Raw genomic sequence first — 17,947 nt, 5'->3', positions numbered from 1 at the left:
CACGAATGGAGGAGAATGCCGAATGACATTTTGGAGCAGAAAACCGTTGGTTAAGGCTGCATTGATTTCCATGCTCGCGATTACGGTCGTATCGGGATGTACGAACAGCGGAGGGGGCGGAGCGGGAACGCAGCCTGGCGGAAGCGGCGGTGAAGGCGGATCAGCGGATGCGCCGGTGCAGGTCAAGGTATTTAAGAGTCATATGGGAAAAGGGAAGATCCCCGGAAGTGACGATCCGCATGTTCAATATGTGGCGAAGCATACCGGCGTTGAATATCAGTTGATGTCGACACCGCCGGGCTCGGAGCCTGCGGAATATATCAACCTGATGATCGCTTCCGATGAATTACCGGACATTTTGCGTCCGATCGGCGGCGTAGAGCAGACGCTTATTCAGCAGGGCGGAGCGCTGGCGCTTGACGATTTGCTGCCGAAGTACGCGCCGCATGTCTGGGAAAACATCCCGAAGGAAGCGTGGGATATTGTCCGTTCGGCATCCGACGACGGGAAAATTTACTATGTGCCGAAGGTATACCTCATTCCGGAGCGGGCTCCTATGATCCGCAAGGATTGGGTGGAAGCGGTCGGCATGGAAATGCCGAAGACGGTGGAGGAGTATAAGGAGCTGCTGCGCGCGTTCCGCGACAAGGATCCGAACGGCAACGGGCAAAAGGATGAGCTGCCGACGAGCGGCCGTGAATTCGGACGCTGGATGGATCATCTGTTTGCGATCTATGGCGTGGCGATGTGGGAAGGCTTCCCGGAGTGGGCGCTGTATGACGGCGAGATTCAGTACGCCGGAGTTACCGACAATATGAAGGCGGCGGTTGGATTTATCCGTGAATTGTACGCAGAGAAGCTGCTCGATAACGAGACCTTCTTGAACAAGGGCGATGTGTGGACGGCGAAAATCAACAACAATCTCGTCGGAAGCTGGTACCACCTTCCGGCCAACCTGCGGGACCGCTTTACCGCGATGCGGGCGGGCGCTCCGAATGCCTATGTAGCGGGCATGCCGCTTCCGAAGGCGGAAGGCTTTGAAGGCTTTGTCACGCAGAAGAGCATGGGCGAGCCGGAGTGGATCATTCCGAAGGCATCCGAGGCAAAGGCGCCGGCCGCACTGAAGCTGCTCGACTTCTTCTATAACGAGGAGCACAGCGAGTTTGTGCGCTTCGGCATCGAAGGGGTACAGCACGAGGTGGTCAATGGGAAAAAGGTGCTGCTGCCTCAATCCGATGATAAGCCGATTGGGCTGGGCATGCGTAACTTGACGACGAAGGCGGATATGGATGTGCGTATTGATCAGACCATTCCTGAGGATATGCAGCAAATGGTCCGCGATATTTTTGAAGTGAGCACGAAGGATGCGAAGCGGATTGCGGGCGACGGCCTGCCGAGCACGGTATATGAAGGCTTCCCGGATATCCAGTCCCATAAGCTGTTCCAAGAGTATTTGACGAAGATCGTCATCGGGGAATGGCCGATTGAGAAATTCGACGAGTTTGTCGATCGCTGGTACAAAGCAGGCGGGGAGACGGTGACCAAACGCGTACAGGAATGGTACGCCAAGACGAAGCAATAAACCGAATTCCAATGCGGCAAACGAGTACGGGTAGAGGGGCGTGAACAGTAATCCTTATTTCGATATCGGGGAAAGCATGAGCTCTCTTGGAACTTGAATGAAACCGGCGGGATCGGGTTCGTGCTGCTGGCTGGGCTGGAAACGCTAAGGATACTGGAACACTTGGAAAAAACTTGGAACTCGGCGTATTCGGCAGGATAAAAGAGAATGCGCCCCGAGCAGTGAGCTGCGTGGAGCCGAGGCATCGTTGGAAGCGTTTGCATAAATGGGGTTGGTTGGCATTATAATGAGAGCATACCGGGAAAGGTGGAAATCCGAATGGTACAGTCTCTCAAAGCATGGCTTACGTACACGTTAACCAACACACAAACCCGTCTTGTGCTGCTTCTTACGGTGTCTGTCTGCGTCATCATCTTCGGGGTCAGCATCACTTCGTATTATACATCCAAATCCGTGCTGCAGAAGGAGCTCAGCGAGCCTCAGCATCAGATGCTGCAAATCAGCATGAATGTTATCGATGAGTATATCGGAAAAAGTGACCAAATCGCCATTACGGTCGCGCTTCATCCGAATGTGTATACGTTTTTGACCAGCGAGGAGCAAAATTCGTATCGCAATATCACGGGGATCTACGATTTTTTATCGACGCTTATTAACAATACCTCGTACATCAACAGCATTTATGTGTATGACCTGGAGCGGGGGAGCTTCGTATCGATGCCGCAGGGCTACAGCTCCAGTAAAGCCAATTTTTTAGATTCGGACTGGATCGGTGTCGCCGATGAGTTTGGGGATCAAAAAATGGTTGTCAAGCAGCGCATGCTTCCGGGAAGCGGAGGGATTCGCAGTGATTCTGCGGATATCACGCTATTTCGCAAAATTATGATTCAGGGTGAATTCAAAGGGATCGTTGCGATTAATTTGAAGTCCGAGGAGCTGTTTGAGCAGCTTCATCCGCCGCATCTTTCCAATTTGCAGCGCGCCCGATTTATCGCCGATCACAACGGTGACATCCTGTATTCCGTTTCGGGGGGCGGCTTTGACGCGAATTCAATTCGGGAGGCCGTTGCCGAAACAACGGAGCTTGGGCTTGGTGATTTTCAGTACCAAGGGATCAACTATTTGGTCAATCGTCTGGAATCGCCGCTAACGGGCTGGAGCTATATTTCTTTTGTTTCTCAGGACAGTTTGCTAGCGCAATCGAAGCATGTGCGCAATGTCGTGCTGTCGGTATCCTCCGCCGCGCTGCTGCTCGGGGTACTCGCCATTATCTATATTCATTCTGTCGCGTTCCGGCCGGTCAGACGGATGCAGCGGCTGCTTCGCAAGAACAACCGGGACATTCCTCATGCCGACCTGGTTCATCTGGAGCGAATGACCTCGGAGCTGGTGAGCGACCATGCGCAGCTGTCACAGCTGATTCGGCAAACAATGCCGGAAGCCTCCTCCAAGTTTTTATATGACATCTACTTGGGCCATATCAACAGCAAGAGAGAGGTGCGCGAGAAGTGGGCCAGTTATTTTCAAGGCTGGACGAATGCACCGCTCACCTTCGCGGTTGTATCCATCGATGATTATGAAGCATGGTCGAGGCGCTATCCAAGCCGGGACCACTCATTGTTAAAGTTTGCGCTCGGGAATGTCGTTACCGAGGTGTTTGCGCCGGGGTGGCGGGCGGTATGCACCGATTTCGGCAAGGATAAGCTGGCTCTTCTGCTGCAAGCCGCGCATGAAGGCATGCTCACCAGAGAGCATTGCAGCGAGGCAGCCGGGGTGGTGCAGCGTATGCTTGGCTTCAGCGTAACGATCGGGGTCAGCCTGCCTCATGAGGATGCGGGACAGCTGAAGCAGGCGATGCTTGAGGCGGAAAATGCTCTCGGCTATCGTCTGTTCCGCGGCTATGGCAGTGTGATCTTCTTCCACGAGGTATCCAGTCATGAGCATCAAGCGGAGGCTCGCAAGGAACCGTTGACGGAGGAGCTCGCCGCAGCCGTTGAAGCGGGAGATGAACCGCGAGCGCAAGCCCTTCTTGCCGGGATGATTCGCGAAGTAATGGAAAAGGGATATTATCCTTCCACGGCCTTAAAGCTGCTTAAGGCGGTAGGGGGACGTCTGCGCCAGCTCGAACACGGTGAGGAGCGGGAGAGCTGGGAAGAGGCGGAGCCTCTCGATGAGCTGAATACGCTTTGTTTGGAGGAAATCGGGCAGCTGTTCAGCCGGCAGATTACTGCGCTGGCGGAGCGGTATCACAGCCTCCTGGAAAGCAAGGAGTATGTTCTTTGCCAAGCGATGATCGAGTATATGAAGAGAGAGCTTGCGAGCCCCATTGGCATCCAGGAGATCGCGGAGGCGGCTGGGATTAGCGTGAGCCTGGCAAGTCAGCTGTTCAAGCAGGAAATGAATGAGACCATTTATGGTTACTTTACCAAGCTTCGGATGGATCGGGCCGGTGAACTGCTGATTGAAACGGACGATAAGATAGCCGATATCGCCATGAAGGTCGGTTATCAGCATGAAAATAGCTTTATCCGGGTGTTTCGCAAATACAAGAACATCACCCCGGGGAAATACCGGGAAATGAGGAAGGCTCCGAAACGAATCGTGGAAAGCGTGGAAGGAAGTGCGGAGCCGTGCCGTTCGTATAAGGCGGCGGGGGAGGGATTGACGTGAAGCTGAATCGAAAAGAGATCGTGTCGCGCCACAACCCGATTCTCACGAAAGCGGAGCCGTTCGCTCCGCTTTCGATTGGAAACGGTGAATTCGGCTTTAGTGTGGATGTGACCGGACTGCAAACCTTTTATGACGATTACAAAACGCCGTTAGGTACACAATCCAATTGGGGATGGCATTATACCGGCGGGCGCGGGGTGTATTCCGTGAAGGATGTAGCGTATCAAAGCTACGAGACGTATGGCCGCCAGGTCGGCTATCCGATGAAGCCCGAGGACAAGGCGGAGGCTTATCATTGGCTGCGGCAAAACCCGCACCGGCTGCAGCTGGGCCGTATCGGACTGAAGCTGAAGCACCGCGACGGCTCGGTGGTGCGGCTGGAGGAGCTTCAGCATGTGCGGCAGGAGCTGGACCTGTGGAGCGGCATCATTCGCAGTGAGTTTACGGTGGACGGAACGCCGGTGACCGTTACAACGAGCTGTCACGGTGAGCATGGCGCGGTGGGCATCCGTGTGCAATCTGCGCTGCTGGCCGAGGACCGTCTGCAGCTGTTCGTGCGGTTTCCCGCTCCGGATATGACCCACACGAGCTGGTCCAAAGCGGTGTTCCCCGATTGGGGGAACGATGAGCGCCACGGTACGGAAGTTGCGGCCGAAGCGTCGTCTTTCGTCGTACTGCAGCGGTCGATGGATCAGGACTGCTACGGCGTACGCTGGGAATGGAGCGCTGGAAAACTGAAGCGTACCGGAGCCCATGAATTTACGCTCCATGGAGCGGAGGGAGCAGAGCGGCTGGAATGCACGGTGCATTTTGCGCCGGAGGAGCCGGAGCCGCTAACGGCGGCAGAAGCGGAGGAATCGAGCCGTGCGCAGTGGCCGGCCTTCTGGGAAAGCGGCGGGGCCGTCGACTTTTCCGGCTCAACGGACGAAAGAGCGCTGGAGCTGGAGCGCCGGGTCGTGCTGTCTCAATATTTGACGGCCATTCACAGCGGCGGATCGCTTCCCCCGCAGGAAACGGGACTGATGTATAACAGCTGGTTCGGCAAATTCCACTTGGAAATGCATTGGTGGCATGCCGTTCATTTTCCGCTGTGGGGACGCACGTCCTTACTGCAGAAAAGCATGGACTGGTATGTGTCGATTTTGCCGCTGGCGAAGCAGCTTGCGGCGTCGCAGGGCTATCAAGGCGCCCGCTGGCCGAAGATGGTCGGCTTTGACGGCGTGCAAAGCCCGTCCCCAGTTGCACCGGGACTCATTTGGCAGCAGCCGCACCCGATGACCATGGCGGAGCTGATCTACCGGGCGCAGCCAGAGCGAAGCACGCTGGAGCGTTACGCGGAGCTTGTGTTTGAAGCGGCCGATTTTATGGTGTCGTACGCGCATTGGAACGAAGCGCGGAAATCGTACGACCTCGGGCCGCCGCTCATTCCTGCGCAGGAATGTCACCACATTCATGAAGGCATGAACCCGCCTTATGAATTGGAATATTGGAAATACGGCCTTGAAATCGCGCTGCGCTGGGCCGAGCGGTTAGGGCGTCCGGCCAATCCGGCCTGGGCCAAAGTAGCGGGCGCGATGGCCCGGCTGCCGCAGCAGGACGGGGTCTATTTGGCGCATGAGCTGTGCCCGGACACGTTTACGGCGAAAAACCGCGATCATCCGTCGATGCTGGGCGCCCTTGGCATGCTGCCGGGCACGCTGGTGGACCGGGAAGTGATGCGCCGCACGCTTCACAAGGTGAACGAGGTGTGGAACTGGGACTCGGCGTGGGGCTGGGATTTTCCGATGTGTGCGATGACGGCGGCAAGGCTCGGGGAACGGGAGCTGGCTGTCGATTTCCTGCTGCTGAACGCAACGAAGAACACGTACCTTGCGAACGGGCACAATTTTCAGCGCCCGGGGCTGACGGTGTATCTGCCGGGTAATGGGGGCCTGCTTACGGCCGTCGCGATGATGGCCTGCGGCTGGAACGAAGGGACGGACCGCGAGCTGCCGGGGTTCCCGCAGAACGGCCGCTGGTCCGTGAAGTGGGAAGGCTTGCAGCCGCTGTTATAAACGAGAGGAGGGGCAGCAATTGGACAAAGGCAAAGGACGGATTTGGCCCGCCGAGTGGAGCCGCTACACAGACCGTTTTACGGGCATTGAGGTGCAGCAGCTGACGAATTATAAAACGCACAGCTATCATTTGTATTTTACGGAGAACGGCTGGTATGACGGTGAGCGCAAGCTGCTGTTCTTTTCGGATCGCGGTAACAGCACGAACTTATACAGCTTATCGATGCAGGACGGCACCATTACGCAGCTGACGGATTACCGGGAGGAGCATGAATTGGGCGCCTGCTTGTCTCCTCGGGAGGATCTTGTTTTGCTGAAGGTGGGCGGAAGCATCGTGCAGCTCCGCTTGGATACGCTGGAGGAGCGGGAGCTGTATACGGCGCCGGAAGGCTTTAAGATCGGCAATTTGAACTGCACGGCGGACGGGCGGTCGGTGATGACCTGTATTCAAGAGGATTTGTCGAAGCAGATCCGGCTGGACCTTGGCAACGGCTATGTCGGTCACCGCGAGCTGATGGAGGCTGCGCCGCAAAGCCGTATTATCCGGGTGGATCTCTCCTCCGGCGAAGCGGAAGTGATGTATGAGGCGAGAAAATTTATTACGCACATCAATACGTCCCCCGTTCATCCGTGGCTGATGACCTTTTGTCATGAAGGGCCTTGGCATTTGGTGGATCATCGGATTTGGGGTCTCGATCTCCGCACCGGAGAGGCTTGGAAAATTAGGGAGCGGCTGGAGCCGTCGGAGAAGGTCGGTCACGAGTTTTTTTATCCCGATGGGGAAACGATCGGCTATCACGGGTTTCGGGTGAACGGCACGAACTTCTTTGGGCGAATCCGCTACGACAATACGGAAATGGAAGAAACGGAGTTTGATTTTGACACCTGGCATTCTCATGCGGACGGTTACGGCCAGGCCGTTGTGGACGGCAAAGGAAATGTGAGAACGTTATGTGTTTGGCGAAAAGATAGCGGGACCTACGACGGGCCGCGCGTGCTCTGTGAGCTGCGCTGCAGCTTCCATTCGCAAAAGGTGCATGCGCACCCGCGTTTTACGGCGGACGGAACGAAAGTGCTTTTCACCAGCGATAAGAACGGGTATGCGAATTTGTATTTGGTCGAGCTGCCGGATGCTTTTAGCATGCTGCCGAAGCTGTGAGGGATAGGTGCTAGGGTACAGGTACAGGAGCAGGACGAAACAAAGCTGGCGATTCTCAGTGCGAAAGCAGAGTGAAGCTTCCAAAGTAAAGTACCTTTAGGAGGTGTTTAGGCTTTGACGGAAATCACGTTATGTCGTACCCGTTGGTCCGTTAAAATTGCTGATTCGATTCTTGCGCAACGTGAGAATGGCAGCCATCCGAAAATGGCGAACAAATGGGGCTACGTCGCTGGAATGGCGCTGATGGCGCTGGATCGCGCATCGGTGCACACCGGTGATTCTCGCTATTTCGAGGCGATGAAGCACCATATGGATTTGTTCGTGCAAGGCGACGGCTCCATCCTCAACTATCGCTTGAATGAGTACAATTTGGACCATATCAATCAAGGGAAAAACCTGTTTACCCTGTGGGAGCATACAGGGGAGAGCAAATATGCGGGAGCGATCAAGCTGCTGGTGAAGCAGCTGGTCGGGCAGCCGCACACCTCCGAAGGAGGGTTTTGGCACAAAAAGATTTATCCGTTCCAAATGTGGCTGGACGGGGTGTATATGTCCTCTCCGTTCTTAGCTCAGTATGCGAGGGTGTTTCAAGAGCCGCACTGGTTTGATGTCGTTGCGAATCAGATCCTGTTGATCGAGAGCAAAACCCGGAATCGGCAGTCCGGGCTGCTTCACCACGCGTGGGATGAAAGCCGGGAACAGCGCTGGTGCGATTCCGAAACGGGGCGTTCGTTCCATGTCTGGGGCCGGGCGATGGGCTGGTATGCGATGGCGGTCGTTGATGCGCTGGAGCATTTTCCGGAGGAGCATCCGCAGCGGGGGCAGATCATGGGTATCTTTCACCGGCTGGCCCATGCGATGAAAGACGCGCAGGATCAGGAGAGCGGGCTCTGGTATCAGGTGATGGACCATAACGGACGTGAAGGCAATTATTTGGAGGCATCCGCTTCCTGTATGCTGACGTATGCGCTGGCGAAAGCGATCCGTCTTGAGTACGTGGCAGAACTCGATATTTCGGTCGTGCAGCGGGCGTACGAAGGAATTTTGAAGCATTTTGTCACGGAGGACTCGGAGGGGGTTCACCTTCACCAAATCTGTCACGGGGCCGGACTCGGCGGGAACCGGATTTATCGGGACGGCTCCTATGCTTATTATTTGAGCGAGCAGGTGGTCAGCGATGCGCTGATGGGCGTTGCCCCGTTCCTGCTGGCCAGCATGGAAATGGAGAAGCTGCAAGCATGAAAATGCGCTTGAAATACCCGGCATCGTGGTGGAGAAACATGTGGCGCGAAGCACTGCCGTCCGGCAATGGCGTAATCGGCGCATCTGTGTTTGGCGCCGTTTCGGAGGAAACGATCCTTGTGGGTCATGCGGATTTGTGGCACTGGGGCCATAAGGATGAGCTGCCCGATGTGAGCTTCACGCTTCAGCAGACCAGAGCTCTCATGGATGAGAAGCGATTTGCCGAAGCCAGCTGGGTACTGACCAATGCCTTAAAGGAGCGAGGCTACGGTACCCGGCTGGCCTCCCGTTTTCCGCTTGCGGCGATCCAATTGACCATGCCCAGCAAAGAGGCTTTCCGCCGGTATGAGCGGACTGTTGAGCTGGGAACGGGAGAGGTCTCCGTAACGTGGGAGGACGGTCCGGTCCGGTATACGCGAACGCTGTTCGTCTCGCGGGCGGACGATTGCATCGTGTATGAGATCAGAGGAGATGCGCCGGGAGCGGTGAGCGGCAGCATTACGCTCCAGTTGCACCCGAGCGACCGCTGGCAGGGGGAGCCGGAATATGTGGAGCTGGAGCGGTCCGTCACGGTGCGGGCGGAGGGCAGCGATGTCCTGTACGCCGGACGAAACGATGACGGCACCGACTTTGGCGCGGTGCTGCGTGTCGTTCCGCAAGGCGGACGCCTTGTCGCGGAGTCGGAGCGGCTTCGGATCGATGACGCGGATCGGGTGCTAGTATTGGTGAAAGTTTTTGTGTCCTGTCAGGACCGTGAGCAGGAATGGACCCGGCTGCGGGAGGAGCTTGAGGGCCTAGAGCGGTTCGGCGGGTACAACGAGCTGCTGGAACGGCATCGGGCTCTCCATGAGCCGTTATATCAATCTGCGAAGCTGGAGCTTTGTTCCGGGGAGCACGCTTCCGTCACGAATGAGCAGCTGCTGCTGGAAGCGTATGACGGGGAAGCCCCAGCCGCACTTGTGCAGCTGATGTGGGCGTACGGCCGTTATTTGTTTATCAGCGGTGCGGGCCCGAAGGATCAGCCGTTTGGGCTGTATGGGCTGTGGGGCGGCGATTACCGGCTCATGTGGTGCCATAACATGGCTAATGAAAACGTACAAATGATGTACTGGCATGCTCATGTCGGAGGATTAGGGGAGCTGACGGCCTCCTTACACCGTTATTACACAGGCCTGCTGAACGACTTTCGGGACAACGCCCGCAAGCTGTACGGCTGCAGAGGCATCTATATTCCGGCAGGTTCGACGCCGGGTACGGGCATTCCCAATCAGATTGTTCCAGTGATTCTGAACTGGACGGGGGCGGCGAGCTGGCTGGCGAGTCATTTTTACAAGCACTACGGTTTTACGGGGGATGAGGCGTTTCTGCGGGAGGTCGCTTGGCCTTTTATGAAGGAGGCCGCAGCCTTTTACGAGGATTTTCTCGTCGAAGACGAGAATGGGCGCTGCAAGGTGTACCCATCCGTTTCACCTGAGAATACCCCGCAGAACTTTATGCCTGCGGATGGAAGGGCGCTGGCCCATCCGATGCCGACCGCGGTCAATGCAACGATGGATATCGCGCTGCTGAAGGAGCTTCTTACGTCCTCGATCGAGGCAGGGCGGATCGTATCCTGCGATGCTCAAGAGCTGGAGAAGTGGAGCGGGCTGCTCTCCAGGCTTCCTTCGTATACCGCCAATGAAGACGGCGCTGTTCGCGAATGGCTCGATCCTGCCTTCGAGGACCGGTATGACCACCGGCATCTTTCGCATTTGTATCCCGTGTTTCCGGGATACGAGGTTCAGCAGGAGGAGCAGCCGGAGCTGTTTGAGGCGTTCCGAACGGCGGTTGAGCTGCGCAATTTAGGGGCGCAAAGCGGCTGGTCGCTGGCCCATATGGCTTCCATCTACGCACGCCTTGGGGATGGAGAGCAGGCCTTAGCGTGCCTCGACATTCTCGCACGGTCGTGCTTGCTTCCGAACTTGTTCACGCTTCACAATGATTGGCGGAACATGGGGGTTTGCATGAATATCCCCATGGCCCCGATCCAGCTGGACGCCAACATGGGCTGGGTGAATGCCGTGCAGGAGATGCTGCTGTACGTTTCGCCGAGGCTGGTGAAGCTGCTGCCGGCTCTTCCGGAGAAATGGCAGAGGGGTCGCTTCGCGCAATGGCGTTTTTATACGGGAAGGGTGTCGGCACAATGGGATTGCGACACGCGTTCTTTCACTGTGGAGCTGCAAGCAGAACGAGCGTGTGAGCTGACGGTTCAGCTGCCTCAACGTTTTGCACCTTTCCAGGTTTCGCAGGATGGTCAATTGTTTGAGAGGGTCGAGGACGCAAAGCTTTATCTTCGTTTAGAGCAAGGGGCGGTAGTAAACATCACTAGTGAAGCAGCGGCAGCACGCGCTGGCAGGGTGTAAATAGACAGCGGCAATCACGGACGAAAACGGGGTCCTCGATTGCCGCTGTTTTATTTTTTCTAGCATCCTAGCGAAAAAGGGGAAAATTTTAAAAATTTTGGGTGAATCTCATTTTAGTCCATGTTAGCATTCGAAATGTAATCAAATCTTATAGAAAAGTGAGGACGTGACTCTATGAATTTGAAACTCGAAGCTCTCCCGAATTATCGTATTGCCTATGTGCGGCAGGTGGGTCCCTATGGCCCGCACAACAAACAAGCAATGGAAACATTGAAGCAATGGGCTGCGAAAAACCATCTTCTTACGGAATCGGCTATTTTATTCGGCATTGCCCAAGACAACCCTGAAACGACACCCCCGGAGCACTGCAGATATGATGCGTGTATCGTCATTTCGAAGGATGCTCCAGCTGATGAAGCTATATCCGAAGCTGAGCTTCCCGGCGGACAATATGTGATGTGTACCATCAAACATACGGCGGAGGATATTCAACAAGCATGGATGGAACTTTTTCCTGCGATCCAAAAGAGCGGGTACCAAATGGACAACAGACCGATCTTGGAGAGATATACGGTGAATCTGCTGAACGACGAATTATGCGAATTATGTGTGCCTGTAACACCGCTATCGCTAGAATCGAAATGAGGAAATGCGGAAATGCGGGTCTGCAACATTTCTCTTTTTCCTTGTACCAATCGAAGCTATAATACTGCTAATAGGAATATTTACCATTCATTATAGGGTGAGGGGAAAAGCAGATGGAAATTCGTGCTGATGATTTAACGGGACCGGAAATTAAAGGACTAATCTTGGAGCACCTGCAGGATATGGCGGAGCACTCCCCTCCGGAAAGCATTCACGCGCTTAATCTTGACGGGCTGAAACAGCCGGATGTAACGTTTTGGAGTGTATGGGAAAAAGATCAATTGCTCGGCTGCGGCGCACTGAAGGAGCTGGACCGCCAGCACGGTGAGGTCAAGTCGATGCGTACGGCGATCGTCCATCGGAATAAGGGCGTAGGCAGGACCATGCTTTCCCACATTCTAGCTGAAGCCAAGCGCAGGGGCTATGTGCGGTTAAGTCTGGAGACGGGATCGATGGCCGCTTTCGAGCCGGCTAGAAAAATGTATGAAAGCTTCGGCTTTCAATATTGCGAGCCGTTTGCGGATTATATCGAGGATCCGAATAGTGTGTTTATGACTCTCGAATTGTAGGCATTAAAAATCTTATAAACATAAAAAAATCCCGGAATCAAGAGAGATCGTATAGCCTTTGGCAGCGAAAGTCTCATGGTTCTGGGATTTTTCCATTGTTGAGATCCAGCTCATTTCAATGCTGAGGTAGACTGCCGAATCAACAGCTCGGAAGGAAGGATAAGCTTTCGATGCGTCTGCGGATCCGTCTTCCCCTCTATCTTTTCTATGAGCAGCTGCATGCCGAGCACGCCGAATTGATATGCCGGTTGGGCGGCCACGGTCATAAACGGATGAAGCTCAGATGCGATACCTAGGTCATCAAAGCATGCAATGGAGATCTCCTCAGGCACCGAAATGCCTTTGGCCCTGAGCGCTTTGATCACCCCAACCGCAATAAAATTGTTGGCGGCGAAAATCGCAGTTGGCGGGTCGGACAGCTGAAGCAGCGGGTCAAGCACCTGAAGATCGTCAACGCTTCGGTAACTTAATGGCAGCATAAGCTCCTCATCCACCGGAATCCCTGCTAGTTTTAATGCTTCTACATATCCCTGCTCACGCAATCGGGCGGTGGAAACGTCCATCGAACCATTGATTAAGGCAATTCGTCGGTGACCAAGCTCAATCAAATGGTCAACCAAGCGTCTTGCCCCCTCTTTGCTGTCACCGAGCACCATGTCGGACGCAAGCTCCGGCACCTCACGATCCAGCAGCACGAATGGAATTTGATGCGTCTGCAGCTGCCTCAGCTGGTCAAGAGAATGATCGCCTGCGGGTGCAAACAGCACGCCGTCTACACGTGTCGATAAAATCATATCGACATAATCCTTTTCCTTGGCGTAATCCTCGTCGCTGTTCCCGAGAAGAAGCTTATAGCCATTCTGTTTGGCGCTGTCTTCCGCTCCGCGGGCGAGTGTAGTATAGAAGGGATTTGTAATATCGGTAATCAACAAAGAGAGGATCTTTGTTTTTTGCAGGACGAGGCTGCGTGCCATGGAGTTCGGGACATAGTTAAGCTCCTCCATCACTTTCTTGACGTTCTTCCGAGTCGCTTCGCTGATTCTGCCTGTGTTATTGATAACTCTTGATACGGTCATCGCGGAGACATTGGCTTTTTTCGCGATATCGTAAATGGTTGTCAAGCGGAGCACACCTTTCGCATTGTTAATGAACTTTATTGTACGTAAAAAAAGCGTTGACAGCAAATGGTTGGCTTGATATTTTGGAGTTATCGATAACCCAAAATTGAAGAGAGGAGCCGAAACCATGGCACATTCCATTGAATCCGGCGCTGATGCGCTGGTCATGCATGAAATGGACCAGGTCGCAACGACCTTACGAGATCTCTCCGCTGGGGAAGCCATTCGTTATCGAAAGGGAAATCAAGTATACGAGCTCCTATTGTTGAATGCGGTTCCATTTGGCCATAAGGTTGCGATTTCTCCGGTGAAACAAGGGGAGCTTGTACGGAAATATGGGGAGGTCATTGGATGCTCAACCCAGCACATTGAAGCAGGAGAGCATGTGCACATCCACAATCTTGAAGGGATTCGCGGTCGTGGGGATCAGATTTCAACGATGAGAGAAGGGGATAAGAAATGAGTACGAGTACCCTATTAGGTTACCCTCGTGCAAACGGTGACATCGGAATCCGAAACCATTTGCTTTTGATCCCTACCGTGATTTGCGCCAATCAGGTATGCAGCCGGATTATGCAGCTCGTACCCGGGACGATCGCGATTCCCCACCAGCATGGCTGCAGTCAAATTGGGGTCGACAAGGATCGGACCTTTGAGGTGCTGGCCGGTATGGGGAAAAATCCGAATGTAGGCGGGGTCATCATTGTCAGCCTGGGGTGTGAGGTAGTTAATCCGGACGAATTGTCCGATGCCATAAGAGTTACCGGTAAACCGGTTGAGGCCTTTGATATTCAATCCGTAGGCGGCTCCGTGAAGGCGATCAAGCATGGGGTTGAGCTTGCCGGCAAAATGCTGAGCGAGCTGAATGCAATGGAGAAGGTGCCTGTTCCCTTAAGCAAGCTGAAGGTAGCCGTCAAATGCGGCGGCTCCGATGCGACGTCCGGCTTAGCCTCCAACCCTGCGCTGGGAGCGGCTGCCGATGCGTTAATCGCCGAGGGAGGCAGCATCGTAATCGGCGAAACAACGGAAATTATCGGCGCTGAGCATGTGCTGGCGAGAAGATGCGCTGATGGGGATACGAGGGAGCGTCTTTATCAGATCGTAAACCGATTTGAGAAGGAAGTGGAACGAATGGGGGAAGATATGCGCGGCGGAAACCCGAGTCCGGGCAATATTGCCGGAGGCTTGTCGACGATCGAAGAAAAGTCGCTGGGCTGCATCAGCAAATGCGGAACAGCTCCGATCCGGGCCGTAATCGAGTATGCCGAGCCAATTCCGGAGCAGGGACTCTACTTCATGGATTCGCCCGGAAATGATATTGAGTGCGTTTCCGGCATGTCCGCTGGAGGGGCGCATATCGTTTGTTTTACTACGGGGAGAGGAACACCAACGGGAGCCGCCGTCGTTCCAGTCATTAAAATTACCGGGAATAAACGAACGTTTGAAAAGATGGAGGACAACATGGATGTGGATGTAAGCGACATGTTATCCGGTACCCTTAGCCTAGAGGAGGCCGGCAAGCGAATTTGGCAGGAAATCAGAGAAGTCGCCGATGGAAAATGGACAAAGGCGGAGCTGTTAGGTCACCAGGAGTTCAGTATTAATCGTATCGGCCCAAGCTTATAGGGAGGAGGGGATCGTAATTACTTCCGTTACAGCGGATTGGTTGGATTTACAATATAAGCCTGCGATGCCCGCCGACAAAACGAAGGGCATTGCCTTAATCGGCGCCGGTGAAATCGTCGAGGCATGCCATCTTCCGGCGTATCGTCTTGCGGGCTTTAAAGTCGTAGGGATATACGACCAAGATTCAACGCGCTCCGAACGGTTGGCGGAGCAGTTCGAAATCGGCAAGACGTATCGATCGCTCGATGAATTGTTAAGCGATCCATCGGTACAGGTTGTGGATTTAGCGGTGCCGGCCAAGGCGCAGCCAGCTTTGGTGAAGCAGGCGTCAGCGGCAGGTAAGCATCTTTTATGCCAAAAGCCTTTGGCGGAAACCTACGAGGAGGCTTTGGAGATCGAAGCCGTCTGCAGGGAAGCGGGCATCAAAGCTGCGGTGAATCAGCAGATGCGATGGTCTCCAGCAATCCAAGCGAGTCATACGATCATCCAGCGAGGCTGGCTCGGCGAGCTTTTACAGGCAACGATCGCGGTGAATGTGCGGCAGGATTTTGCCAATTGGAGCTGGCTTCGGGAAACACCGACACTGGAATTTATGTATCACAGCATTCATTATATCGATTCCATCCGTTACTTGTTTGGAGATCCGGAATGTATTTTTGCCGACGGTGCCCGGTTCCCCGGACAATCCTGCGCAGGCGAAACAAGAACGCTGCTGCACATGAAGCTTCCGGGTGAAGCCAGAGGCCTCATTCAAGATAATCATAACCATATAGCCGGATCGGACGATTGGTACGCGACGTACCGCTTTGAAGGAACCGAGGGCATCGTGAAGGGCACCAACGGCTCTCTGTACAATTATCCTATTGGGCGTGAGGATACGCTGAGCTTTTTTTCCAAACGCATTCGCTCGGATTATTGGTTCACGCCTTCTCTTGAGGGCAAGTGGTTTCCGCATGCTTTTATGGGAACGATGGGTGAGCTGATGCGGGCCATCGAAGAAGATCGGGAGCCGATAAACAGTGTCAAGGACAATTTGAAAACGCTTCAGATTGTGTTTGGGGCGTACAGGTCCATCAGCGAAGACAGACCGGTGTATTTAGCGGAGTTTGAGGGGATGTAATAGACAAGGAGGGCTGCTGCTATGAAATTAGCGGATAAAGCAGTATTGATCACCGGCTCCGGCTCGGGAATCGGCAGAAGCTCCGCTTTGCTGTTTGCAAAAGAAGGCGCTAAGGTGATCGTCAATGACATAGATCCCGGGAATGGACAACAAACAGTAGATGATATACGCCGTGCAGGGGGAGAGGCGGTTTATGTTCAAGCGGATGTGACAGATCCTGAATCGGTGGAGAGTATGGTTCGTCAGGCGCTGAACGAGTATGGCCAAATTGATGTGCTGTTTAATAACGCAGGCATCAGTGGCGTAGGAGCGATCCATGAGCTGGAGCCGGAGCAATGGGATCAAGTGATGAAAGTGAATATCCGCGGTGTGTTTTTGCCCTGCAAATATGTTCTTCCGCATATGATGGAGCGGCGCAAGGGAAGCGTTATTAATATGTCTTCCTGCATTGCCGAAATCGGTTTGGCGAGAAGGGCATCGTACGCAGCTACGAAGGGAGCGGTGCTTGCTTTAACAAAATCGATGCAGGTCGATTACGCTGCCTACAATATCAGAGTAAATGCGCTGCTGCCGGGTACCATTTTGACACCGTTTGTTGAGGAATATTTGCAAAAATCGTATGATGATCCCGAATCCGCTCTGCAATCCATCAAGAAAAGACAGCTCGGCGGCGAATTGGGCAGACCGGAGGATGTTGCGCAGGCGGCATTATTTTTAGCATCAGAGGATTCAAAATTTATGATGGGCTCCCCGCTGTATATCGACGGCGGAGTGGTGTTCGGCAAAAATGCTTAGGGAGGAAAACAAATGAAGCTGCTGCATTTTGTCAAAAATGATAGGCTGCATTTAGGGGTGCAAACGGATCGCGGAGTATTGGATGTGAGCGAAGCTTTGGCGCAATTCCCCGCGCCAGCAGGACTGCAGCTCCCCACGCTTGTGGATGAAATAATTGAAGGGGGAACGGAGGCGCTTGCTGCGCTGGCAAGCTATCTGGAGCTTGTAAATGAAAAGGGGGCGGCCGCCGACTCCGTCTGGTTACGCGAGGACGAACTTACCTATGGCCCCTGTGTTTCCCGCCCGAATAAGATCATCTGTGTCGGCTTGAACTACCGTAAGCATGCGGAAGAGACGAATGCGCCGATTCCTGAGTATCCGATTCTTTTTAACAAGTTTCATAATGCATTGGCGGCTCATAATGACGACGTCCCGCTGCCAAAAGCTTCGAGCAAGGTGGATTATGAAGCGGAGCTGGTCATTGTTATGGGCAGGAAAGCGAAGGATGTGGAGCAGGAGAACGCGCTGGACTATGTTTTCGGGTATTGTAACGGGAACGACCTGTCGGCGCGGGATTTGCAAACACGTACCGCGCAGTGGATGCTCGGTAAGACCTGTGACAAGTTTTCGCCGATCGGTCCGTATGTGGTCACTTCCGATGAGGTGGGGAACCCGAATCAGCTCGAGATCAAGTGCCTTGTTAACGGAGAGGTGCGCCAGCACTCCAATACGGAGGATATGATCTTCCATTGCGACCAAATTGTGAGCTACATCTCACGGCATATGACACTCGTTCCCGGAGATCTCATTTTAACCGGCACACCGGAAGGCGTCGTGCTTGGCTATCCGCCGGAAAAGCAGGTATACCTGCAGGACGGGGATGAGGTGGCGATCCAAATTGAAAAGCTTGGCGTCTTAACAAACCGTATGGTTGCGGAATGACTCCTAATTCAAAGCTCCCGGTTGGGAGGCTCGTATGCTCGTTG

Annotated in this window: 14 protein-coding genes; 13 read left to right on the top strand and 1 reads right to left on the bottom strand. The window is 54.2% G+C overall.

Features of this window, described 5'->3' with window-relative positions; translation table 11 throughout:
- Nucleotides 1–22: 22 nt before the first annotated feature.
- From GQS10_RS13740 to GQS10_RS13705, 8 genes are all read left to right on the top strand, one after another.
- The gene (locus GQS10_RS13740; RefSeq protein ID WP_166243108.1) at nucleotides 23–1,582 is read left to right on the top strand and encodes an extracellular solute-binding protein; all 1,560 of its coding nucleotides are present in this window, start codon (nucleotides 23–25) and stop codon (nucleotides 1,580–1,582) included.
- A gap of 318 nt (nucleotides 1,583–1,900) precedes the next feature.
- Nucleotides 1,901–4,252 (top strand): helix-turn-helix domain-containing protein, encoded by a 2,352-nt coding sequence (locus tag GQS10_RS13735; RefSeq protein WP_166243106.1) that lies wholly within the window; start codon nucleotides 1,901–1,903, stop codon nucleotides 4,250–4,252.
- Complete coding sequence (locus GQS10_RS13730) at nucleotides 4,249–6,306, top strand: glycoside hydrolase family 65 (RefSeq protein WP_166243104.1); 2,058 nt, start codon at nucleotides 4,249–4,251, stop codon at nucleotides 6,304–6,306. The genes GQS10_RS13735 and GQS10_RS13730 overlap by 4 nt, the downstream gene beginning before the upstream one ends.
- 19 nt (nucleotides 6,307–6,325) lie before the next feature.
- A complete protein-coding gene (locus GQS10_RS13725) occupies nucleotides 6,326–7,465 on the top strand; it encodes an oligogalacturonate lyase family protein (RefSeq protein ID WP_166243102.1) in 1,140 nt (379 codons plus the stop codon).
- Nucleotides 7,466–7,579: 114 nt separating this feature from the next.
- Nucleotides 7,580–8,707: a glycoside hydrolase family 88/105 protein gene (locus GQS10_RS13720; RefSeq protein ID WP_166243100.1), complete on the top strand. Its 1,128-nt coding sequence runs from the start codon at nucleotides 7,580–7,582 to the stop codon at nucleotides 8,705–8,707.
- On the top strand, nucleotides 8,704–11,109 hold the full coding sequence (locus GQS10_RS13715; RefSeq protein ID WP_166243098.1) for a glycosyl hydrolase family 95 catalytic domain-containing protein: 2,406 nt from the start codon (nucleotides 8,704–8,706) through the stop codon (nucleotides 11,107–11,109). The genes GQS10_RS13720 and GQS10_RS13715 overlap by 4 nt, the downstream gene beginning before the upstream one ends.
- A gap of 174 nt (nucleotides 11,110–11,283) precedes the next feature.
- Nucleotides 11,284–11,754, top strand: a complete 471-nt coding sequence (locus GQS10_RS13710; RefSeq protein WP_166243096.1) for an AraC family transcriptional regulator — start codon at nucleotides 11,284–11,286, stop codon at nucleotides 11,752–11,754.
- Between the two features lie 113 nt (nucleotides 11,755–11,867).
- Nucleotides 11,868–12,323 carry a GNAT family N-acetyltransferase gene (locus tag GQS10_RS13705; protein WP_166243094.1) on the top strand — a complete coding sequence of 152 codons (456 nt, stop codon included), beginning with the start codon at nucleotides 11,868–11,870 and terminating at the stop codon, nucleotides 12,321–12,323.
- 110 nt (nucleotides 12,324–12,433) lie between these two features.
- Here GQS10_RS13705 and GQS10_RS13700 read toward each other — a convergent pair whose 3' ends face one another.
- The gene (locus GQS10_RS13700; RefSeq protein ID WP_166243092.1) at nucleotides 12,434–13,444 is read right to left on the bottom strand and encodes a LacI family DNA-binding transcriptional regulator; all 1,011 of its coding nucleotides are present in this window, start codon (nucleotides 13,442–13,444) and stop codon (nucleotides 12,434–12,436) included.
- A gap of 124 nt (nucleotides 13,445–13,568) precedes the next feature.
- Between GQS10_RS13700 and GQS10_RS13695 the strand changes: the two genes are divergently transcribed.
- The 5 genes from GQS10_RS13695 to GQS10_RS13675 are packed head-to-tail and all read left to right on the top strand — an operon-like array spanning nucleotide 13,569 to nucleotide 17,903.
- Nucleotides 13,569–13,904, top strand: a complete 336-nt coding sequence (locus GQS10_RS13695; RefSeq protein WP_166243090.1) for a UxaA family hydrolase — start codon at nucleotides 13,569–13,571, stop codon at nucleotides 13,902–13,904.
- Nucleotides 13,901–15,067: a UxaA family hydrolase gene (locus GQS10_RS13690; RefSeq protein WP_166243088.1), complete on the top strand. Its 1,167-nt coding sequence runs from the start codon at nucleotides 13,901–13,903 to the stop codon at nucleotides 15,065–15,067. The genes GQS10_RS13695 and GQS10_RS13690 overlap by 4 nt, the downstream gene beginning before the upstream one ends.
- Before the next feature lie 40 nt (nucleotides 15,068–15,107).
- Nucleotides 15,108–16,187, top strand: a complete 1,080-nt coding sequence (locus GQS10_RS13685) for a Gfo/Idh/MocA family protein (protein WP_243735153.1) — start codon at nucleotides 15,108–15,110, stop codon at nucleotides 16,185–16,187.
- 21 nt (nucleotides 16,188–16,208) lie between these two features.
- Nucleotides 16,209–16,982, top strand: coding sequence for an SDR family NAD(P)-dependent oxidoreductase (locus GQS10_RS13680; RefSeq protein ID WP_166243086.1), 774 nt, complete (start codon nucleotides 16,209–16,211; stop codon nucleotides 16,980–16,982).
- 12 nt (nucleotides 16,983–16,994) lie between these two features.
- On the top strand, nucleotides 16,995–17,903 hold the full coding sequence (locus GQS10_RS13675) for a fumarylacetoacetate hydrolase family protein (RefSeq protein ID WP_166243084.1): 909 nt from the start codon (nucleotides 16,995–16,997) through the stop codon (nucleotides 17,901–17,903).
- The last annotated feature ends 44 nt before the right edge of the window (nucleotides 17,904–17,947 follow it).

The organism is Paenibacillus turpanensis (genome assembly GCF_011421635.1).
In the GTDB taxonomy this organism is placed as follows: Bacteria; Bacillota; Bacilli; order Paenibacillales; family YIM-B00363; genus Paenibacillus_AK; species Paenibacillus_AK turpanensis.
Note: the sequence above shows the minus strand (reverse complement) of the source record. Positions and strands in the feature narration are given on the sequence as shown.